We start from the raw sequence: 16,770 nt of genomic DNA on the forward strand, positions 1-16,770 counted from the left end.
GGGGCACCTCTTCCGGGTCGAGAACCGATCGCGATGCCGATCGGTGCTCTGGGACAGTAGGCATCCGGGGACGTGGCGGCGAGATAATCCTTTCCGAGGATTGGAAGGCTTGACAAAAGTCGGTGAGAACCGATATGCCGCTCGTATTTCGGTTCTGCCTGCCGAAAGAGCCGGTGGTAGACAGGGTTTCGCGCAGGGTGAGGCGAATTGCCTTGTCCGACAGTTTCCGAATATCGGAATGACGCCCGGTTCGTCGGGCCGCGGCTGTGTTACCGTCGCTGCGTGGAAGCCTCCGGTGTGCAGACCGTCGCCCGTGCCCTGTCGGTGCTCGAATGCTTCCGCGGCGGCGAGGAGCGCGGGGTCTCGGAGATCGCCCGTCAGCAGGGTCTGGCCGTCAGCACCACCCACCGCCTGCTCACCGCACTGGTCTCCGCCGGATTCCTGGAGAAGAACGAGGAGTCCAGCCGCTACCGGATGGGCGGAGCCCTGGCCGAATACGGGCAGATCGCCTATCGGCAGCACCGCATCTATCTCGCCGAACCGTGTCTGGAACAGCTGGCCAACACCACCGGCGCCAGCGCCTCGGTCGCCATCCGGCACAGCATCCACGCCGTCCTGCTGGGCACCAGCCGCTGGCGCGAGACCGACGGCCATCGCCTCCAGGGGGTGCGACTTCCCTTGCACGCCAGCGCACTCGGCAAGGCGCTGCTGACGTGGTCCGACGTCACCGACACCGAACTGCGGGCGCTGCCCTACGACGAGGGCACCGCGCGGTCGGTGTCCGGCCCGGACGAACTGCGCCGGGAACTCACCGTCACCCGCGAGCGCGGCTACGCCTACAACGACGAGGAACTCGACCCCGGCTTCCGCACCATCGGCGTCCCCGTCCTCGACCCGGCCGGCCGCTGCCGCTTCGCCCTCGGCCTGCGCGGCCCCACCACCCTGATGATCCCCGAGCGCGTCCCGTTCCTGGTCGAACTCGCCAAGGTGACCGCCGCCGACATCGCCGCGCGCTTCGCCGCGGCCGCGGACCACTGACGCGGTCCGCACCCGTGAGACGTCCGTGAGACGTCGGTGAAACTCTCGGCCCCAACACTTCTTCTCAGTCACCGAACACGCTGAGGAGGAGCCGTGGGCCAGGCCATCGATACCGTCCTGCTGCGTCTGGCGACCGCGTCCGGGATTCGCGACCTCGTGTTCCCGGACTCGGACACCGGCCGCACGCGGATGCGGACCCTGCTCGCGGCCGTGTACGAGCTGCCCGACGCGGTGCTGCACGACGTGACGGGCGTCGAGGTGCTCGCCACCGAATGCGCGCGGCCGGTGTACCCGGTGATCCGGCGCACCGGCAACTGGACCCGAACCATGCCGGGGCACATCCGCACCGACGTCGATCTCGTCGGCAGCGACGGCGCCGATCCGGCGTGGATCGATGTCGTGGCCGACCTCGCGGCGACCGTGGTGCTCGAGATCGACCCGGGCGAACTCGAGTCGCTGCGCCTCGGCCCGATCGGGGACTTCGCCACGCTCGACGAATTCCGGGCGAAGTTCCGCTACCTCGACCTCGACGCGTACATGCGGGAGAACGGGCTCACCACCGTGGAGGATCTGCGGCGGGCGTTCCGTCACCTGCTCGCCGAGGTGAAGGTCAAACCCGCCCCGGCCTTCGATCCGGCCGACCCGTCGGCCAGCCGCAGGCTCACCCTGCGGACCGGGATCCTCATCCGGGAGTCCCTCGACCTCACCGCCGCGCTGCGCGACGTGCGACACCTGCTCGCCGCGCAGCCCGCCGTCATGGACGAGCACCACGACGGCGACTTCGCCGAAACCGTCTCGGGCACAGCGTTTCTCGTGGTCTTCCCGGCGTCCGCGGTGGCGGGCAGCGGATTCACCCAGGACCAGATCACCGCGTTCTTCGCCGCCGAGCGGATTCTCGCCGTCTTCGTCTGATCAGCGCACGACACCTCTCCGAAGGAGCAGCACATGCCGAAAACCCCGCAGGCGGCGCCGGATCCCGACCGCGAACCGCCCCCGCAGCCGACGCCCCCACCCGAATCGGGAAATGCCCTGTCGGACATCGAAATCGAGGCGTACCGCGCGAAGCTGCGGGCCCGCTACCACGAGCCGTGACGGCTCCGCCGCCCGCCGTCCCCTTCCCTCCCAGCTAGGAGAACACCCTCATGACACTCCGCTACGTGCGTGTCTTCCCCTCGTTCGACTACGTCGCGCCCTCGGTCCGCCCGACCGGCAACATGGTCGTCATCGGCGCCGCCACGGCCGCCGACGTGAACGTCCCTCACCAGGTCAGCACGCCCGCCGAGGCGCTCGCGACCTTCACCCCGAAGGATTCCCCGACGGCCTCGCCGCTGTCGGCGTCGCTGGCCACGGCGATGCGCCAGACGCCGAGCGCGACCCAGTTCTGGGGCATCCGGCAGGACACCGACATCACCAAGGCGCTGACGGCCGCCGAGGCGCTCGACGTCCAGTTCGTCGTCCTCGCCGCGACCCCGCTGACCGCCGAGTCGGCCGGAGCGGGCGGCGCGGTCGCGGCCTTGCGCGACCACGTCGTCACCGTGTCCGAGGCGGTGGACGGCAAGGAGCGCATGGGTGTGGCCATGCTGGCCAAGGGCGTCGACGATCCGGCCCTCGTCGCGGCCGGCCTCGCCGTCGACCGCATGGTCTACGTCGCCCATCAGAGCGACGAGGACGCGGCGGCCGCGGTCGCGGGCACCATCGCGGGCTATCCGCCCTACACCTCGATGGTGCTCAAACAGGTCGCGATCTCCAGCGCCCCGTTCACCGCCGCCCAGATCGACAAGCTCAACGGCGGTGAGGACGAGAAGAACCCGATCCCGCCGGGCATCGCGGGCCGCGGCGTGGTCTGGCTGACCAAGCCCGCCCTCATCCCCGGCGGCGGGGTCTACCTCGGCGAGGGTTACACCGGGAAGGTCGACGGCCTGAAGTTCATCGACGTGCAGCGCACGATCGATGACGTCAGCTTCCGGTTGAAGGCTCGCCTGATCGCCTCGATCGGCAACCTGCGGATCAGCCGATCGGGCTTGCGCGCCTTGATCGTTCAGATGGAGGCGGTGCTGAACCCACTCGTCGCCGGGGGCGTCCTGGAGGGGTACGAGGTCACCATCCCGGTGCTGAACCTGCTCGACGCCGACCCCGCGACGCTGTCCCCGGCGCAGGTGCGGGCGGTGCAGGACGCGCACTCCAGTCGCATCGCGCAGGTCCTGGTCAGCGTCGAGTACGCGGGCGCCATGCACCGCATCAACATCAACCTGAAATTCAACTGACCACCGCCCCACGACATTAGGACACGACCATGCCCAACTGGAACACCCGGCTCGAGGTTCGGCTCGGCAGCACGGTGGTCAGCCCGATCTCGCAGTTCACGCCCACCTTCAACGTGCCGCACACGGTGGTGCACAGCGTCGAGGACGACAACCTCGGCTACGTCCGCCAGCCGCAGACGTTCACCTTCACCATGACCGTGCAGGCGTTCGCCTCGGTCGTCGCCGATCTCACCCAACTCGCCGTGCAGGGCAAGGAGTTCGAGATCGCCGTCGCCGAGAAGACCGGCACCGACTGGTCTTTCAAGGCGCTGAAGTTCAGCCGCTGCATCGTCACCTCCGCCAACCCCAGCAATGTCGTCATCGACGGCGTCCCCCAGGCCACCTTCACCTGCATGTGCCTGCAACCGGGAGTGGAGTAGCCATGGCCGACGAATCCCGCTGGGACACCGACACTTCCGCGCCCGACGCCGCCCACCACTTCCCGGTCGAGGTGGAGGTCGTCGGCGAACTGGGCGAGGACCAGCTCCGCCAGGTCGCGAAGTACGTCTTCGAGCAACTGCACACCACGCTGCGCGGCCGCGGCTGAACCCCTTCCGACACCGAGAGGAGGACGACCATGCCCCCGGAGACCAAGGGCCGCACCGTGATTCCCGTCAAGGTGCGCATCACCGGTACGCCGACCGCCGCGCACCTGGCCACACTCGAGGCCACGGTGTCCCGGGCGGTCGCCGCGCGACTGCGCGCGGCCGACGCCGCCGGGGCGCGGGAGGCCACGCGCCGAGCCGATACCGAACAGGACCTCCGCCGCCGCCTCGCCGAGGTCGACGACGCCCTCTCGACGGGTATCGGGGTGCGCGCCCCGGCCGTCGTCGCCGACCTCGAGGCCGAGCGCGGCCGGTTGCTCGGCGCGCTCACGACCGTCCTCGCGGACCGGCTGAAAGAGGTTCGGGCGCAACAGCAGACCGGCATCGGCGTGCGCTCGGAGCGGGCGTGGGCGGAGCTGGCCGCCGACGAACGCCGGATCTCCGGCGAACTGGCCGCGGCGCAGCTGCTGGCCGAGCAGGCGGCGGGCCTGCGGCCGACCCCGGAACTGCCGATCAACTGGTTCGCGGGCAGCACCGAACGCGGGCTGAGCGGCGAGCGGCTGGTCCACGGGCGGTACTACCCGGAGGCCACCGCACTGCCGCGGAACTACAAGGGCATCGATCTCGTCGAGGGCGGGACGCGGACGCCGCTGACCGGTGCGACGCGGTTCCGGGGCTCCTCGTGGCCGATGACCGCGGACAGTTTCCGGGTCGAGGGCGGCACGGTCGTCCAGATCAAGACCCTGGAGAACAGCACCGCGGGCTATCAAGCGCCCGGCAGCATCACGCGCACCCTCGGCAAGGCCGTCGAGGACATCGTCAACTTCGACCGGGCGACGTCGCTGAACGAGGCGCGCGGCGAATCGGTCTATCACGTCGAGCACAGCGGTGCCGTCGACCGCCGGATCCTGCACGTCGAACTCGACAGCGTGCCCTCGCCCGCTCAGGCGGCCGAGCTGGAGTCCGTGCGAGAGACGTGCGCGCTCAACGGAATCGAGTTCACCTACCACGCGGCCGAGCCGCCGTCCCTGGCGGTGCCGGGCGTGGCCGGGCTCGCGCTCGGCGTGGCGGGCGCGATCGGGCGGGAGTCGCGGCGCGAGCGCCAACGCGAAACACAGGGGTACGCACCGGTCGGCTCGGCCGCCTTCGCGGATTCTCCCTGGTACGAACGGCTCGGCGGCTTCTTCCGCGGTGACTGGTTCGAATCGAGTGTGCGCTCACCCGATTCCGTCGACCTCCCGGTTTGGCGGGAGCACGTCCGGCGGCAGGTGGCCGCCAAGAGGATCGGCGACACCCTGTCCTTCACCTGGCAGACCCGCGACCGGTCCCGGCCCGACGACCACACCCTCGATGTCCTCGTGCGATACCGCAAGGGCCCGGACGCCCGGTGGGTCGTCGAATCCGTTGCTGACGCACCCGAGGGCTTCACCGTGCCCGATCTCGATCGGATCCTCGATCCCGCCGTCAGCGATCTCGACATCTCGATCATGCTGAAGATCGGTGGAGCGTGATGGCATCGATCTCGCTCACTATCTCCGGCGCCGCGACGCTCGGGAATCAGCGCGCGGTGGAAACCGCGCTGCGCCAGTCGATTCGGCAGGCGGAGGTGGTGTCCTCCCAGGACGAGGGGATGTCGCGCGTGCCCCCGCCCGCGACCCTGGCGGAACTCGCGGCCGTGAGCCCGCTGCCGCGGGAGCGCGAGATGTCGGTGCTGGGCGGCGACATCTTGCGGATCGGGCCGGTCGCCGAGAGCCCGGTGCTGAGTCTCGGACAAGGCATTCGGTACTGGGTGAAGGCGGGTGGCTATCTCGAGGTCGAGACCGGCGATCCCGTACGGGCGGTGCGGTGGGGGGAGCTGCTGTTCGGCGAGCGCGGGTACGCCGTGCTGACCTCCGCGGATCGTCCCGGGCGGCTGTCGGTGCGGGCGCTCACGACGGCCTTACGCGCCAGGGATTTCGGGGAATCCATTCCCGCGGTGAGACAGGAACGCGGTCGGGCGGGAGTCGCGGCGAGCACATGGGCCAACGGTCCGACGCTCCTCACCGATCCGAGCCTGCAACCGCTCCTCGTCGCGACCGCCGACCGGGCTCGGGTGTACAGGCAGGCGGCCGCGCAGTCGCCGGACGATTGGTCCGGGGAGAACATCAACCGCGCCCTGGCCCAGCCCGGACATCCGGGCGGGCTGGATCCGGAGCACGTACATGCCCTGCTGGAAGCGGTCACCGCCGAGTTCGTCGACGACGCGAGTATCGCGCAAGTGCTTGTGGCGCTGGATCATTCGCTGTTCGCGACGATGGCGCTCGCCGATCGCAGGCGCTACCTGCTCGCGCTGGTGCGAATGGCGGAGCGGTTGGCGGGCGGGATCGACGGCGAACAGCTCGCGACGGCCATGGTCGAGCTGATCGCCTCGTGCCGGTTGGTGTCGGAGCTGCGGGCGTTGCTGGAACCGCTGGCCGCGGACGGCTCGCTGGCGAAGGTGTTCACCCAGTTCGACAAGCCCACCTTCCGCCTGCTGCTCGCGGTCGGACAGCACCTCGAGCCGCCGCCGGTGGACGCCTCGGAGCTGATGGACATGCTCGTGTACCAGCTGCGACATCCGATGTCGCTGATGGACGTCATCGAGTTCGCGGGCACCGCGTACGACTGGCTGCGCGGTTCGGTGAGCGCGCTCGCCGACCTGCCGCTGCTGCCGGTGGAACTCGGCGGCAGCCTGCCCAAACTCTACGAACTCTACAAATTGGTCTGCCGCGCAACGGGAGTCGTGCCGATCGTGGTCCCCGGTGTCGTCGTGGTCTCCGGAGCGGCCGATCCCGAGGCCATGGCCGAACTGCGCGCGCTGCTGGCGAGCGCGGGCACGACCGGGCGCACGGCGCTGGCCGGGCTGAAATTCCTCGAGACCATGGCGGGCGAGGCGGGGGCGATCGGCAGCGCGCTGGCCCGCCGCTGCGCACGCGTGGTGCTGCTCGAGATCCTGGCCGCGTTCGTGACCGGCGCGCCCGCGACGAAGGCGGCCGAGATCGCCGAAGGCATTGCGGCACAGGCCCGTTTGTTCGAGGCGCTGGCGGCGTCGATGAAGATGCAGGAGGCGGGCGAGGTCGGCAGGCTGATGCTGCTGCTGCCCGAGTCCGCGGCCGACGACGTGCTGCGGCTGCTCGCGAAGGCCCCCAAGCGCGCCCGGACCCTGGCGGGGTACCTGAGCGTCAGCGCCCAGGCCAAACAGTCCGGTGAGCGACTGGTCACCGCGCTGCGGCTGGCCCGCACCCTCGAGGAAACCCTCGGTCCGGCAACCCAATTCACCAAGGACCTGTTGGAAGGGGCGCACCGAATCGTCGAAACCATGGCGTCCGCGCCCCGCTGGGCGGCCGAGGCCGAGGCCGTGCTCCGGCATGTCCCGGCCACCGAACTGCCGGATCTGCTGCGCGTCGCGCGGCGACTCACCGTCGAGCAGTGCGCCGCCTTCGCGCCCGCCGACTTCGCCCGGGTGGCCCGAGCGCGCGGCGCGCTGGAGTTCCTGGTCGAGGCGGGTCCGGACGCGCTCGCTTCGACCGCCCGGGAGTTCGGCACCAATCAGAGCCGCTACGAGCACTTCCTGGCCCGCGTGCGCGCGGCGCGTCGACGCATGGGCGCGCAGGAATTCCACGAACTGGCCGAACGGCTGGCGGCGGGCCGTTTCGAGGGGTTCGACGATTCCGATTGGCTGTCGGAGATCACCGGGTCGATCGAGAGAGGGCTGAGTTCCACCGCGCGGCCGACGATTCCGGCATCAGCGCTGGGCGAGATCGGCACGATCTCGAGCAAGGAGGGCTTCCGTCGTGCGTGGGTGCGGATCCTGCGCGACGACCCGAGCCACCCCCTGCGATTCCTGTTGAACGAGCACGGTTCCCCGTACCCGGCGACGGGCGATTTCCGGCATTGGCTGGAGAACCCGCTCATCACCGAGGCCGGGCATCTGACCAGTGCGAAAGCGCTGGGCGGCGCGGGCGGCGATCAGTTGGTGGTGATGTCGACCTATCGAAACCGGCTCGCCAGCAGCACCATCGAACATCCGTCCCGGGGCGGATTCATGAGCATCGAGACGGCACTGGAATTCCGCGGCATCCCCGTCGATCCCGAGACCGCCGTCGACTGGGTGTCGATGGGAAAGCTCGACCCTCTGGAGTTCGACCGCGCCCGCCGGGTGCGCTACCGGCCGGTGTCCGAGGCGCCGCGAGTCCGCGTCGCCACCGACGAGCCCGCGACCCGATTCCGCATCGAAACCGACGAGCCCGCAACACGATTCCGTGTCGACACCGAGACGACACCCCCGCCCCCGGTCGAGGAGCCGATCGAGGAGCCACCCGCCCCGCTTCGCCTGCGGAAGGAGCCGGACAAGTGACGGCGCAACCAGTACTGATCGGTCCCGTTCCGCTGCTGTACGTGCAGAGCATCGGGATGACCGAGGGTTATCAGATCCAGCGCATCGCCGACAGCAAGTTCTCCCAGGCGATCGCGCCGACTCGCAAGGCCATCGCGATCGAGGCGATGCTGCTGGGGCCGGAGCGGCTCGTGCTGAAGAAGGCGCTCGAGGTGCTGGCGCTGAGCTCGCGGCTGCTGGTCGCGGCCAGCGGCCCGGCCGCGACCGGCATTCCGGTGGTGTGCGGGCTGACCATCAGCCTCGATATGCAGATCACCGATCTGCGATTCACCCAGAGCGTGCAGAAGCGCGACGCGATCGATGTGTCGGTCAGCCTCGAGCACGTCCCGCGCGGAACCGTGAGCGCCGTGGCGGGCGAGATCGCCGATCTGGCGCTGGCCGCGGGAACCGCCGTCTTCGCCGGGGCCGCCGCGCCGTCCGCCGTGCCCGTCGTCCCGTCGAACCCGTTGTGAGGCAGGCGTTATGACCACGACCTATCCCTATCTGCGCATCCCGATCGATGCCGATCGCGGCTTCCCGCAGGCCCTGCGCCTGTCGCTGGGCCAGCGCGTCTACGTGCTCTCGGCCCGGGTGAACGTGACCGACGAGACCCTGCTGTCGGCGACGGCGCCGCTACCGCTGCCGCTGCCGGGCGCGTTCCTGGCCGTGGAGATCTCCGCCGAGGAGACCGATGGAACCCGGATCCTGTTCCGCCGCAAGGTCGTTCCCGACCTGGAATACGCGGCGGGGGAGCTGGCCCTGCTGTTCACCGACATGTCGGTGCATCCGCGCAATGTCAACGGGTCCGGCGCGTACGGCTCGTCCGTGGTGGGAGGGGTGGCGCTGCGATGGGCATCATGATCCGGTATCAGCTGCGGTTCCGCACCGCACCCGGCGCGCCGCCGTTCCTGCGGGCGTCCAACGACGTGCTCGACGGCGGCGCGCTGATCGACGCCGCGATCGACACGACGGCGACCCTCGGTCCGCATCCGGGCGGTTTCGACATCACCCTGTGGGATCTGCCGCTGGACGCCGCCGAGGATCTCGCCGAGCGCACCCGCACCCGATCCGGTTCGGACACACCGGTTCTGGTGGAGATCGAGCTCGGCTACTTCGATCAGCTCCCGACGCGGAGCGCGACGGTGATGCTCGGCGCGATCACCGAGACCCGCAACGAGGTGGCCGCCGACGGCAGCCTGCTCACCCGGATCACGGGCCTCGAACGCGCGGGCTACCTCCTGCGCCGCCGCGACTACCGGTACCACAAGCCCGGGGAGTCGACCTTCGAGGAGATCCTCACCGACCTGGAGCGCGCGAGCGGGGTCGCGATCGACCGCCGGGGTGTGACCGGATCCGCGCGCGACCTCACCATCGCCGCGGGCACCGCGCTCGGCGCGCTGGGCGACCTGGCCGTGCGGGCGGGGGTGCCGCTGGCGGTGCGCGCGGGGACCGCGCGACTGGGCTCATTGGCGAATCAGCCACCGGGCGCGCGCTTCACCGCCGCGGACAATATCGTCACCCGACGACGCTGGGACAGCGGTTCGCCGGATCTGCAGGCCGCCCCGGGCACCACCACCCGCCACGAGGTGACGGTCCTGGGCGACCCCACCCTCCAGCTCGGCGCGCGAGTCCTGTTGGAGCACTACGAATCCCACGACCTGTGCGTCGAATCGGTGGCGCACCGGTTCAGCCTGCGCGGCGGATACACCAGCGAGGTCACGCTGCTCGACGTCGACCAAGCGAACCGGCCCGACGCGGTCGACGGCGCGCACGCGGTCGCCGACGACCTCCGCTTCCTGACCCGCTCCCTGCTCACCAATCACCCGGCCGTGGACGTCGGCGACGTGAGCGCCTACGCCAAGGCGGGCGCGGGCGACAACGGCGGCCACCGGACCACCCTGAACTACGGTCGGCCGCAACCGGATTCGACCGTCGACGATCCCGTGGACGACCGGCTCGTGCTGCACGACAAGCCGATCGCCTCCGTCTTCGCCTGGGACCGAACGGGTTTGGTGGTCCCGGTGTATCCGGGCATGCGGGCCACGGTGCTGCACAACGGCGGCGCGGTCGACGACGCCGTCGCCAGCGGATTCCTGTGGTCACGCCCCGCCGGGCACCGCCCGCCCGCCAACGAGCCCGGCGACTACTGGCTGTGCCTGCCCACCGGCGTCGCCGACGGACGGCCCACCGGGAAGGGCGTCAACGATCTGACCGACGCCTCCGGCCACCGGGTGATCCAGGCGATGGGCCTCGACATCGAGGTCGGCGCCGCGACCTTGCCCGAGGTCGGCGCGCGCCCGCAACCCCCGGCGGCGGAGACGCTGACCATCCGGCATGCCCAGGGCACCACGGTGACCATCGCCGAGGACGGCTCGGTCGACGTGCGCACCGACGGCAAGGAGGTGACCCTCGGCAACGGCCGATCCTCGATCACGCTGAGCGGGGGCACCATCACCCTGGCCGCCGACACGGTGAAACTCGCCGCCTCCGCCGTGGAGGTGGGCTGATGGCGCCGGTTCTCGTCGTGGGCGCGGTGCTGAGCTGCGGCCACGGTCCCATCACGGTGAAATCGAGCGCGATCCTGACGGTCGCGGGCCAACCGGTGCTCCTCGCGGACGACGCCAGGAGTCAGGCGGCCTTCAAATGCTCCCTGTCCACCCCGTGCACCGCCTTCGGGCCCTTCGAGGGTCTGTCGACCGTGCTGACCGTCCGTGGGCAGCGCGTGTTGCTGACCACCACCACCGACAAGACCCTGCCCAACGGCTATCCCCTGATCATCACCGCCCCGGGCCAAACCGTCCTCGTCGCGAAGTAGGCACCCCATGACCACACCGAACAACACCGGAATCCGTTTGGACGACGGCGATCTCGTCCTCGAGAACCGCGACCTCGCCACCGTCACCGGACTGCCGAACCTGGCCCAGGATCTGCGGCTGCGGCTGCTGACCCCGCTCGGCGACGACCGCTACGACACCCGGTACGGACTGGACTACGCGGCGGTGTTCACCACCCCGGCGAACGCGCACGAGATGCGAGACCTGTTGCGCCTCAATATCGTCCGCACGCTCGGCGGCGACTCCCGGGTCCAGGAGATCCGCGACATCCAGGTCACCGACGCGCACACCGACCCGCATCACCGCGTCTGGCAGGTCCTGGTGTCGATCATCACCAGCGGCGGCGTCCCGGCCGTGCTGACCACCACCGTAGGAGCACCGGCATGACCCGATACGGCGTGACCGAGGACGGCTTCGTCCCCAAGGGCTTCACCGAGATACTCGACGCCGCGCGCCGGCGCGCCCTCGACGCGTTCGGCCCCGACATCGATCTGTCCACCCCCAGCGTGCTGGCCAAACTCCTGCAGGCGACGTGCGACGAGGACGCGATGCTGTGGCAGCGGCTCGAGGACGTCTACTACAGCCAGTTCGCCTCCACCGCCTCCGGCGTCGACCTGAACCTGCTCGGCCAGGACATCGGCCTCGAGCGGAACTATCTGTTCGCCACGGGCGCGGCGGAGTTGACGCTCAGCGGTGGCGAGGCGGGCCGCACCTACACCCTGCCCGCGGGCACGGTGGTGCTCGACCGGTCGGACCCCGTGAACGCCTACTACACCACCGCGCCGATCGATCTGACCGCGCAGGCGCCCAAGGCCACTGTCCTCCTGCGCGCCTTCGAGCCGGGCTGGCAGGCCGACATCCCGGCGCACACGCTGGCGCAGGTCGATCCGGATCACCTTCGGGCGCAACTGAACTTCCCCGACACCGTGACGGTCGCCGCGGACAACCCGGCCGCCTTCACCGGCGGCGAGGACCAGGAGGACGACACTTCTTACCGAGCCCGCCAGCTCGGCTTCCCCCGCGACATGTGGACCCCGCAGAGCGTGCGCTCGGCCGCGCTCGGGGTGCGGGGCGTGCTCGATGTGCTGCTGTCGGATTCGCTCGGCGGCGTCGATGTCACGCAGAGCTTCTTCGACCAGTTCGTCTTCGGCGATCGCGCCTTCAGCGCGGAGCGCGCCTTCGGGGAGCCGTACTTCTTCGACGTGGTCGTGGCCCACGAATTCGTGCGTCCCTGGCGCACAACGGGTTCGGTGACCGGCATCTACGAACGGGTGAGCGCCGAGGTGGACCGGGTGCGCCCGGTGGGCATCCACCCCAACATCATCGAGGCCGACCACATCGAGATCGGGCTGCGCGCCACGGTCGTCCTCGAGCGCGGACAGGATCCCGCCTCCCTGCGCGCCGCCCTGCTCGACCGCCTCTCGCGCAGCCTCGGCGCGCTGCGGCTGGGCGCGGACGTGCTGTATTCGCAGGTGATGTGCGTACTCGCCGAGCAGCCGGGCGTGGTGGACGTGAACGACCTACGGCTGCGGCGCTTCCCGCCCGCCCTGGGCCGGATCACCTCCGGCGGTGAGCTGTTCGCCGCCGACCCGATCGAGGCCGGAGTGGGGGAGAACCTCGCGCTCGCGCCCACCGAGATCGCGCTGTTCCGCCAGGACAGCGGGCTCATCGACATGCAGGTGGTGGGACGATGACCGCCGCGGAGTTGTATCCGGCCGCCGTCGATCGGATGGCGGGCACCCTCACCACGCCGTTCGCGGCGGGCGCCGACCGCCTGCCGTTGCGCTACCGCGGCGGTGAGGCCACGACCAGTGCGACCTTCGCCCCGTACGATTTCGCCGAACATCGCGCGCGCTTCGGCACCGAACCGCGCGTCCGCTATCTCGTGCGGATCGTCGGCCCGATCGCCGACGACCTCTCGCTGCGGATCACCTACACCACGGGCGGCACCGCGAAAAACGTTGTCACATTGGATATTCCGGCAGACACCCCGATCGGCGCGGCGCTGCTGGTCCCGTTGGGCGCCGATGCCGCGACGGCGGTGCTGCGATCAGCGGCCGTCACCGGTCCGTCGGCGGAGACGACGCCCACGGTGAAGGGAACCTTCGAGTTCACCGCCCTGCTCGGCGATCTCGCCGCCCTGCTGTGGGTGCTCGGCGGCGCGCGCGACGAACTCGCCGCGGAGCTGCGCCGGGTCCGCCAGCAGCGCACCGTCGCCGCGGCGACCGGGCTGTCGCTGGACCTGATCGGCTCCGACCTGAGCATTCCGCGGTTTCCGCCGCTGCCGTACGGCGTCACCGAGGACACGATCGCGCTGTATCACCTCGACGACAGCGGTGCGACCACGGTGGTGGCCGACGCGACCGCGCTCTACACCGACGCCACGCACCCCGGACAGCGCGCGCCATCGGTGGTCACCGGCGTCGACGGCCGGTTCGGATCCGGTATGCGCTTCGACGGCTCGGGCGATATCCGCGTCGACGACCACACCGATTTCGCGCTGCCCGACACGGCGAGCCTCACCGCCGAATGCTTCGTGCGGCCGGTGGCGGGCGCGCCCACCGGGGCCGTGCTGTCCAAACACGGCGACCTCGATCCCGCCGCGCCCGGCTGGAGCCTGCACGTCGGCGCGTTCCGCGGCATCGAACGCAATGTGCTGCTGACCCTTTCGGACGGCACGAGCGCGGGAACGCTGTCGCTGTACGCCGACGTCTCCCTCGACACCGACCGGTTCCATCACCTGGCCGCAGTCCTCGATCGCGAGCGCGCGGAGGCGCGACTGTACGTGGACGGCGTGCGGCGGGCGTCGGCGGCCGCGAAACTCGGTGCGCTGACCAATGTCTCGCCGCTGCGGATCGGCTACGCGGGCGGCGCGGCGGTGAGCGGGCCGTTCTCCGGCACGATCGACGAGGTCCGGATCTCGCGGGCGGCGCTCGCCGCCTTCGCGCCGGTCCTCGGCGAGGACGACGAGAGCTACCGGGGACGGCTGGCGGTGTTCCAGCGCTGGAATCTGCCGACCCCGGCGCAGATCACCGCCCGGGTGAACGAGGTGGTCGGCGAGATCGAGGGGTATCCGGACCCGATCACGGTGTCCGACAGCTTCGATCGCGTTCCCACGGGCCTGCATTCGGTCACGATCCGGCCGGTGTCCCTGCCGCCCGGGGCGACCATCGACGCCCGCGGCCGCGCCACCACCACCGAGGCCCAGGTGTGCGGCACCGTCGCCGACGACCGCTTCGACCCGCGATGGCTGGTCCCGTATCGGCCCTCGGTGACGATCACCATCGACGGGGACGGGCGTGTGCGCGAGTCGCTGCGCGGCCCCCTCGATGCGTTGATCCAGTTGCTGCTCGACGACGGCGGTGTGGCGTTCTCGGATGTGCACCTCGCCGCGTTCGATCCGAGCGCCGACACCCTGCGCGCGGTCGGGCGAGCGGTGATCCTCCGGTGCCCGCCCGGATATCGGAATCGGTTGGGCGCCTTGGCCCATCGCGCCGGATTCTCCTGGGTGTGGCATCGCGCCGACACCGGCGAGATCTACGCGTCGGTGGCGGATCGGTCGGCGGTGCGGATCCTCGGGCCCGCCGGAGCCTGGTACGGCAAGGACACCGCGGCGGGCCGGAGCTACCCGCTGTCGCTTGCGCCCGCACCGCCCAAGGAGAGCGAGGTCCGCTGGTCGGTCCTCCAGGCGGGACCCGGCCGGGCCCGGCTCGACATCGACCCGGCCGCGGGCACCGTCGAGCTCACCGTGCTCGCGCCCGGTGAGGTCACCGTGAAAGCCGAAGTGCGCCTGGGTGGTTCGGTCTACAGCGCGACCCGGCGGATCACCGTCGGCACCGACACGGTCGGGGAGGGGGTGTCGATCGGCTCCGACGGAACCTACGGTGTCCCCGAATCCGTCGCGGGCACCCCCGACGACAGCGCCTACTCGCCGGAACACCTTGTCGCCGTGTCGGATCCGGCGCTCACCGTCGCCGTGCCGGGCAGCAACCGGTTCCAGGGGTCGGTCGCGGTGCGCCTGGGGCGGCTGCTGACCGTCATTCGCCGGATGAGCCGGGTCACGCCGAACGTGCTCGAACCGATCCGCCTGGTCTCCGGGTGGAGCGCGGGCGGCGCCGGGCTCGACGGGGTGGGACGGGCGTTCACCCTCGACGGCGGCGACCGGGGGCTGAGCCCGGTCAGTCTGGCGGCGATCGCTCAAGGTGTGGGCTTCGACTACGTCCGCAACACCGGCACGGCCGTGCGCATCGCTCACCGCGGCGGGCGGCATCTCGCGGTGAGCGGTCCGAGCGAGGTCGAGGTGGGCACGACCGCGGCCCTCGGCGTGCTGCGCCACGACAATCCGGTCGGCGCGGTGCTCGCCGGGAGCACGGTGTGCGTGGTGAACCAGGGCAATGCCGCTGTGGCGCTGCTGGATTCGACGACCGGCACGCTGGTCGGCGACCATATCGCGGTGGACCCGCTGCCCGTCGGCATCGCGGCGAGCCCGGACGGCCGCACCGTCTACACCGCCAGCGCGGGCAACCTGTCCCTCACCGCCGTCTCCGTGCCCGATCGCGCGGTGCGCGCCACCACACCGCGCACCTTCCTCCCGTCGGCGCCCGTGGCGATCCTGGGGCATCCGACCCGGCCGTTGCTGGTGGTGCTGGCGTCGAGCTGGGTGGTGACCGTCGACGCGGACAGCCTCGCCCTCGTCGGACAGTGGCCGATACCCGGGTCGGTGCAGGGCCGGGCCCTGGCGCTCGATCCGGTGGGCGGCACGGCCTGGATCGTCTGCGACGACAAGACGCTGCGCGGCGTCGACATCGCCTCGGGCACATGGCGATCCCCGGTGACACTGCCCGGCGTTCCGCTGGCCGTCGCGGTGAGCGGTACGGCCGTGTACGTGACCGGGACCGGGACGGTGTGGGCCTTCGACGCGAAGACGGGCGCGCCGATCGCGACCTACTCCGTGCCGGACGCCTTCCCGTCGCGGGCGTGGGCCGACGACCGCGCGGGCTGTGTGTACGTCGGCGGCTGGGAGACCGATCGCGTCTTCCGTCTGAAACCGTTGGGCGGCGGCAGTTTCGAACTCGCCACCTGCACGACGCCGGGCACGCCCGTGGCGCTGCTGCCGTTCGGCGGGCCGATCCTCGCCGTGGTGAGCGGTGACCTGGGGAACGAGCGCGGCGATGCCGTCGTCACCGTGGCCGGACCCGGCCCCACCCTGCCGGTGACCGCGCAGTGGCCGCTCGCCGCCGCGGGCGGCGCCCGCCTGGTGTGGTCGCTGGTCACCGCCGACGAGGCCGCCGCCGCACTGGACGGATCGACCGGGGAGCTGACGCGGCTCACCGCGTCGAGCGCGGGCGCGGCGCAGGTGCGGGTCCGCGAACCGGAGACGGGCAACGCGTCCTACGTGGGGCGGGTGGATCTGATCCAGCCGCTGCTCGACCTCGAGGCGGCGGGGACGACGATCCGGATCCGGCGCGGCCAGTACGAGCGACTCATGAACGTGTTCAACGAATTACATCCGATCGGAGTGGAGTTCCGGACCGACCGGATCCGCGCGCGCGTCCCCGAATTGCGGTCCGGCGATCTCACCGCCTTCCCCGCCTACACCTATCCCACCTACCGATTGCGCGGGCAGCGGCTCGCGCGTCCCCTCCGAAAGGACTGAG

Annotated in this window: 15 protein-coding genes; all 15 read left to right on the plus strand. The window is 70.8% G+C overall.

Annotation, left to right across the window (positions count from 1 at the left end; genetic code table 11):
- The first annotated feature begins 282 nt into the window (after positions 1-282).
- The 15 genes from ACWDSJ_RS09515 to ACWDSJ_RS09585 all read left to right on the plus strand — a co-directional run bounded on the left by ACWDSJ_RS09515 (position 283) and on the right by ACWDSJ_RS09585 (position 16,769).
- Entirely contained in the window at positions 283-1,038 is a 756-nt protein-coding gene (locus ACWDSJ_RS09515; protein WP_450030585.1) for an IclR family transcriptional regulator, read from the plus strand.
- Positions 1,039-1,131: 93 nt separating this feature from the next.
- On the plus strand, positions 1,132-1,950 hold the full coding sequence (locus ACWDSJ_RS09520; protein ID WP_450030587.1) for a hypothetical protein: 819 nt from the start codon (positions 1,132-1,134) through the stop codon (positions 1,948-1,950).
- 33 nt (positions 1,951-1,983) lie between these two features.
- A complete protein-coding gene (locus ACWDSJ_RS09525; RefSeq protein WP_387365145.1) occupies positions 1,984-2,130 on the plus strand; it encodes a hypothetical protein in 147 nt (48 codons plus the stop codon).
- 50 nt (positions 2,131-2,180) lie between these two features.
- Positions 2,181-3,302, plus strand: a complete 1,122-nt coding sequence (locus ACWDSJ_RS09530; RefSeq protein ID WP_450030589.1) for a hypothetical protein — start codon at positions 2,181-2,183, stop codon at positions 3,300-3,302.
- Between the two features lie 29 nt (positions 3,303-3,331).
- Positions 3,332-3,721 (plus strand): hypothetical protein, encoded by a 390-nt coding sequence (locus ACWDSJ_RS09535; RefSeq protein WP_387365140.1) that lies wholly within the window; start codon positions 3,332-3,334, stop codon positions 3,719-3,721.
- Positions 3,722-3,723: 2 nt separating this feature from the next.
- Positions 3,724-3,888 (plus strand): hypothetical protein, encoded by a 165-nt coding sequence (locus ACWDSJ_RS09540; RefSeq protein ID WP_450030591.1) that lies wholly within the window; start codon positions 3,724-3,726, stop codon positions 3,886-3,888.
- A gap of 30 nt (positions 3,889-3,918) precedes the next feature.
- Positions 3,919-5,397 (plus strand): hypothetical protein, encoded by a 1,479-nt coding sequence (locus tag ACWDSJ_RS09545; RefSeq protein WP_450030593.1) that lies wholly within the window; start codon positions 3,919-3,921, stop codon positions 5,395-5,397.
- Positions 5,397-8,261, plus strand: coding sequence for a hypothetical protein (locus ACWDSJ_RS09550; RefSeq protein ID WP_450030595.1), 2,865 nt, complete (start codon positions 5,397-5,399; stop codon positions 8,259-8,261). The genes ACWDSJ_RS09545 and ACWDSJ_RS09550 overlap by 1 nt, the downstream gene beginning before the upstream one ends.
- A complete protein-coding gene (locus ACWDSJ_RS09555) occupies positions 8,258-8,752 on the plus strand; it encodes a hypothetical protein (protein WP_450030597.1) in 495 nt (164 codons plus the stop codon). The genes ACWDSJ_RS09550 and ACWDSJ_RS09555 overlap by 4 nt, the downstream gene beginning before the upstream one ends.
- A gap of 10 nt (positions 8,753-8,762) precedes the next feature.
- A complete protein-coding gene (locus tag ACWDSJ_RS09560) occupies positions 8,763-9,140 on the plus strand; it encodes a hypothetical protein (RefSeq protein WP_450030599.1) in 378 nt (125 codons plus the stop codon).
- Positions 9,128-10,786, plus strand: coding sequence for a hypothetical protein (locus ACWDSJ_RS09565; RefSeq protein ID WP_450030600.1), 1,659 nt, complete (start codon positions 9,128-9,130; stop codon positions 10,784-10,786). The genes ACWDSJ_RS09560 and ACWDSJ_RS09565 overlap by 13 nt, the downstream gene beginning before the upstream one ends.
- Positions 10,786-11,094 carry a hypothetical protein gene (locus ACWDSJ_RS09570; RefSeq protein ID WP_450030602.1) on the plus strand — a complete coding sequence of 103 codons (309 nt, stop codon included), beginning with the start codon at positions 10,786-10,788 and terminating at the stop codon, positions 11,092-11,094. The genes ACWDSJ_RS09565 and ACWDSJ_RS09570 overlap by 1 nt, the downstream gene beginning before the upstream one ends.
- Before the next feature lie 7 nt (positions 11,095-11,101).
- Positions 11,102-11,500: a hypothetical protein gene (locus ACWDSJ_RS09575; RefSeq protein ID WP_450030604.1), complete on the plus strand. Its 399-nt coding sequence runs from the start codon at positions 11,102-11,104 to the stop codon at positions 11,498-11,500.
- On the plus strand, positions 11,497-12,807 hold the full coding sequence (locus ACWDSJ_RS09580; protein ID WP_450030606.1) for a baseplate J/gp47 family protein: 1,311 nt from the start codon (positions 11,497-11,499) through the stop codon (positions 12,805-12,807). The genes ACWDSJ_RS09575 and ACWDSJ_RS09580 overlap by 4 nt, the downstream gene beginning before the upstream one ends.
- Positions 12,804-16,769, plus strand: a complete 3,966-nt coding sequence (locus tag ACWDSJ_RS09585) for a LamG-like jellyroll fold domain-containing protein (protein WP_450030608.1) — start codon at positions 12,804-12,806, stop codon at positions 16,767-16,769. Before ACWDSJ_RS09580 ends, ACWDSJ_RS09585 begins: the two co-directional genes overlap by 4 nt.
- Position 16,770 lies beyond the last annotated feature (1 nt).

Source organism: Nocardia sp. NPDC003482 (assembly GCF_053588115.1).

What these genes read in the sequence shown, in the direction of transcription:
- ACWDSJ_RS09525 (WP_387365145.1), top strand. Translation starts at nt 1,984, where the DNA reads ATGCCGAAAACCCCGCAGGCGGCGCCGGATCCCGACCGCGAACCGCCC.
- ACWDSJ_RS09530 (WP_450030589.1), top strand. Translation starts at nt 2,181, where the DNA reads ATGACACTCCGCTACGTGCGTGTCTTCCCCTCGTTCGACTACGTCGCG.
- ACWDSJ_RS09535 (WP_387365140.1), top strand. Translation starts at nt 3,332, where the DNA reads ATGCCCAACTGGAACACCCGGCTCGAGGTTCGGCTCGGCAGCACGGTG.
- ACWDSJ_RS09540 (WP_450030591.1), top strand. Translation starts at nt 3,724, where the DNA reads ATGGCCGACGAATCCCGCTGGGACACCGACACTTCCGCGCCCGACGCC.
- ACWDSJ_RS09545 (WP_450030593.1), top strand. Translation starts at nt 3,919, where the DNA reads ATGCCCCCGGAGACCAAGGGCCGCACCGTGATTCCCGTCAAGGTGCGC.
- ACWDSJ_RS09550 (WP_450030595.1), top strand. Translation starts at nt 5,397, where the DNA reads ATGGCATCGATCTCGCTCACTATCTCCGGCGCCGCGACGCTCGGGAAT.
- ACWDSJ_RS09560 (WP_450030599.1), top strand. Translation starts at nt 8,763, where the DNA reads ATGACCACGACCTATCCCTATCTGCGCATCCCGATCGATGCCGATCGC.
- ACWDSJ_RS09565 (WP_450030600.1), top strand. Translation starts at nt 9,128, where the DNA reads ATGGGCATCATGATCCGGTATCAGCTGCGGTTCCGCACCGCACCCGGC.
- ACWDSJ_RS09570 (WP_450030602.1), top strand. Translation starts at nt 10,786, where the DNA reads ATGGCGCCGGTTCTCGTCGTGGGCGCGGTGCTGAGCTGCGGCCACGGT.
- ACWDSJ_RS09575 (WP_450030604.1), top strand. Translation starts at nt 11,102, where the DNA reads ATGACCACACCGAACAACACCGGAATCCGTTTGGACGACGGCGATCTC.
- ACWDSJ_RS09580 (WP_450030606.1), top strand. Translation starts at nt 11,497, where the DNA reads ATGACCCGATACGGCGTGACCGAGGACGGCTTCGTCCCCAAGGGCTTC.
- ACWDSJ_RS09585 (WP_450030608.1), top strand. Translation starts at nt 12,804, where the DNA reads ATGACCGCCGCGGAGTTGTATCCGGCCGCCGTCGATCGGATGGCGGGC.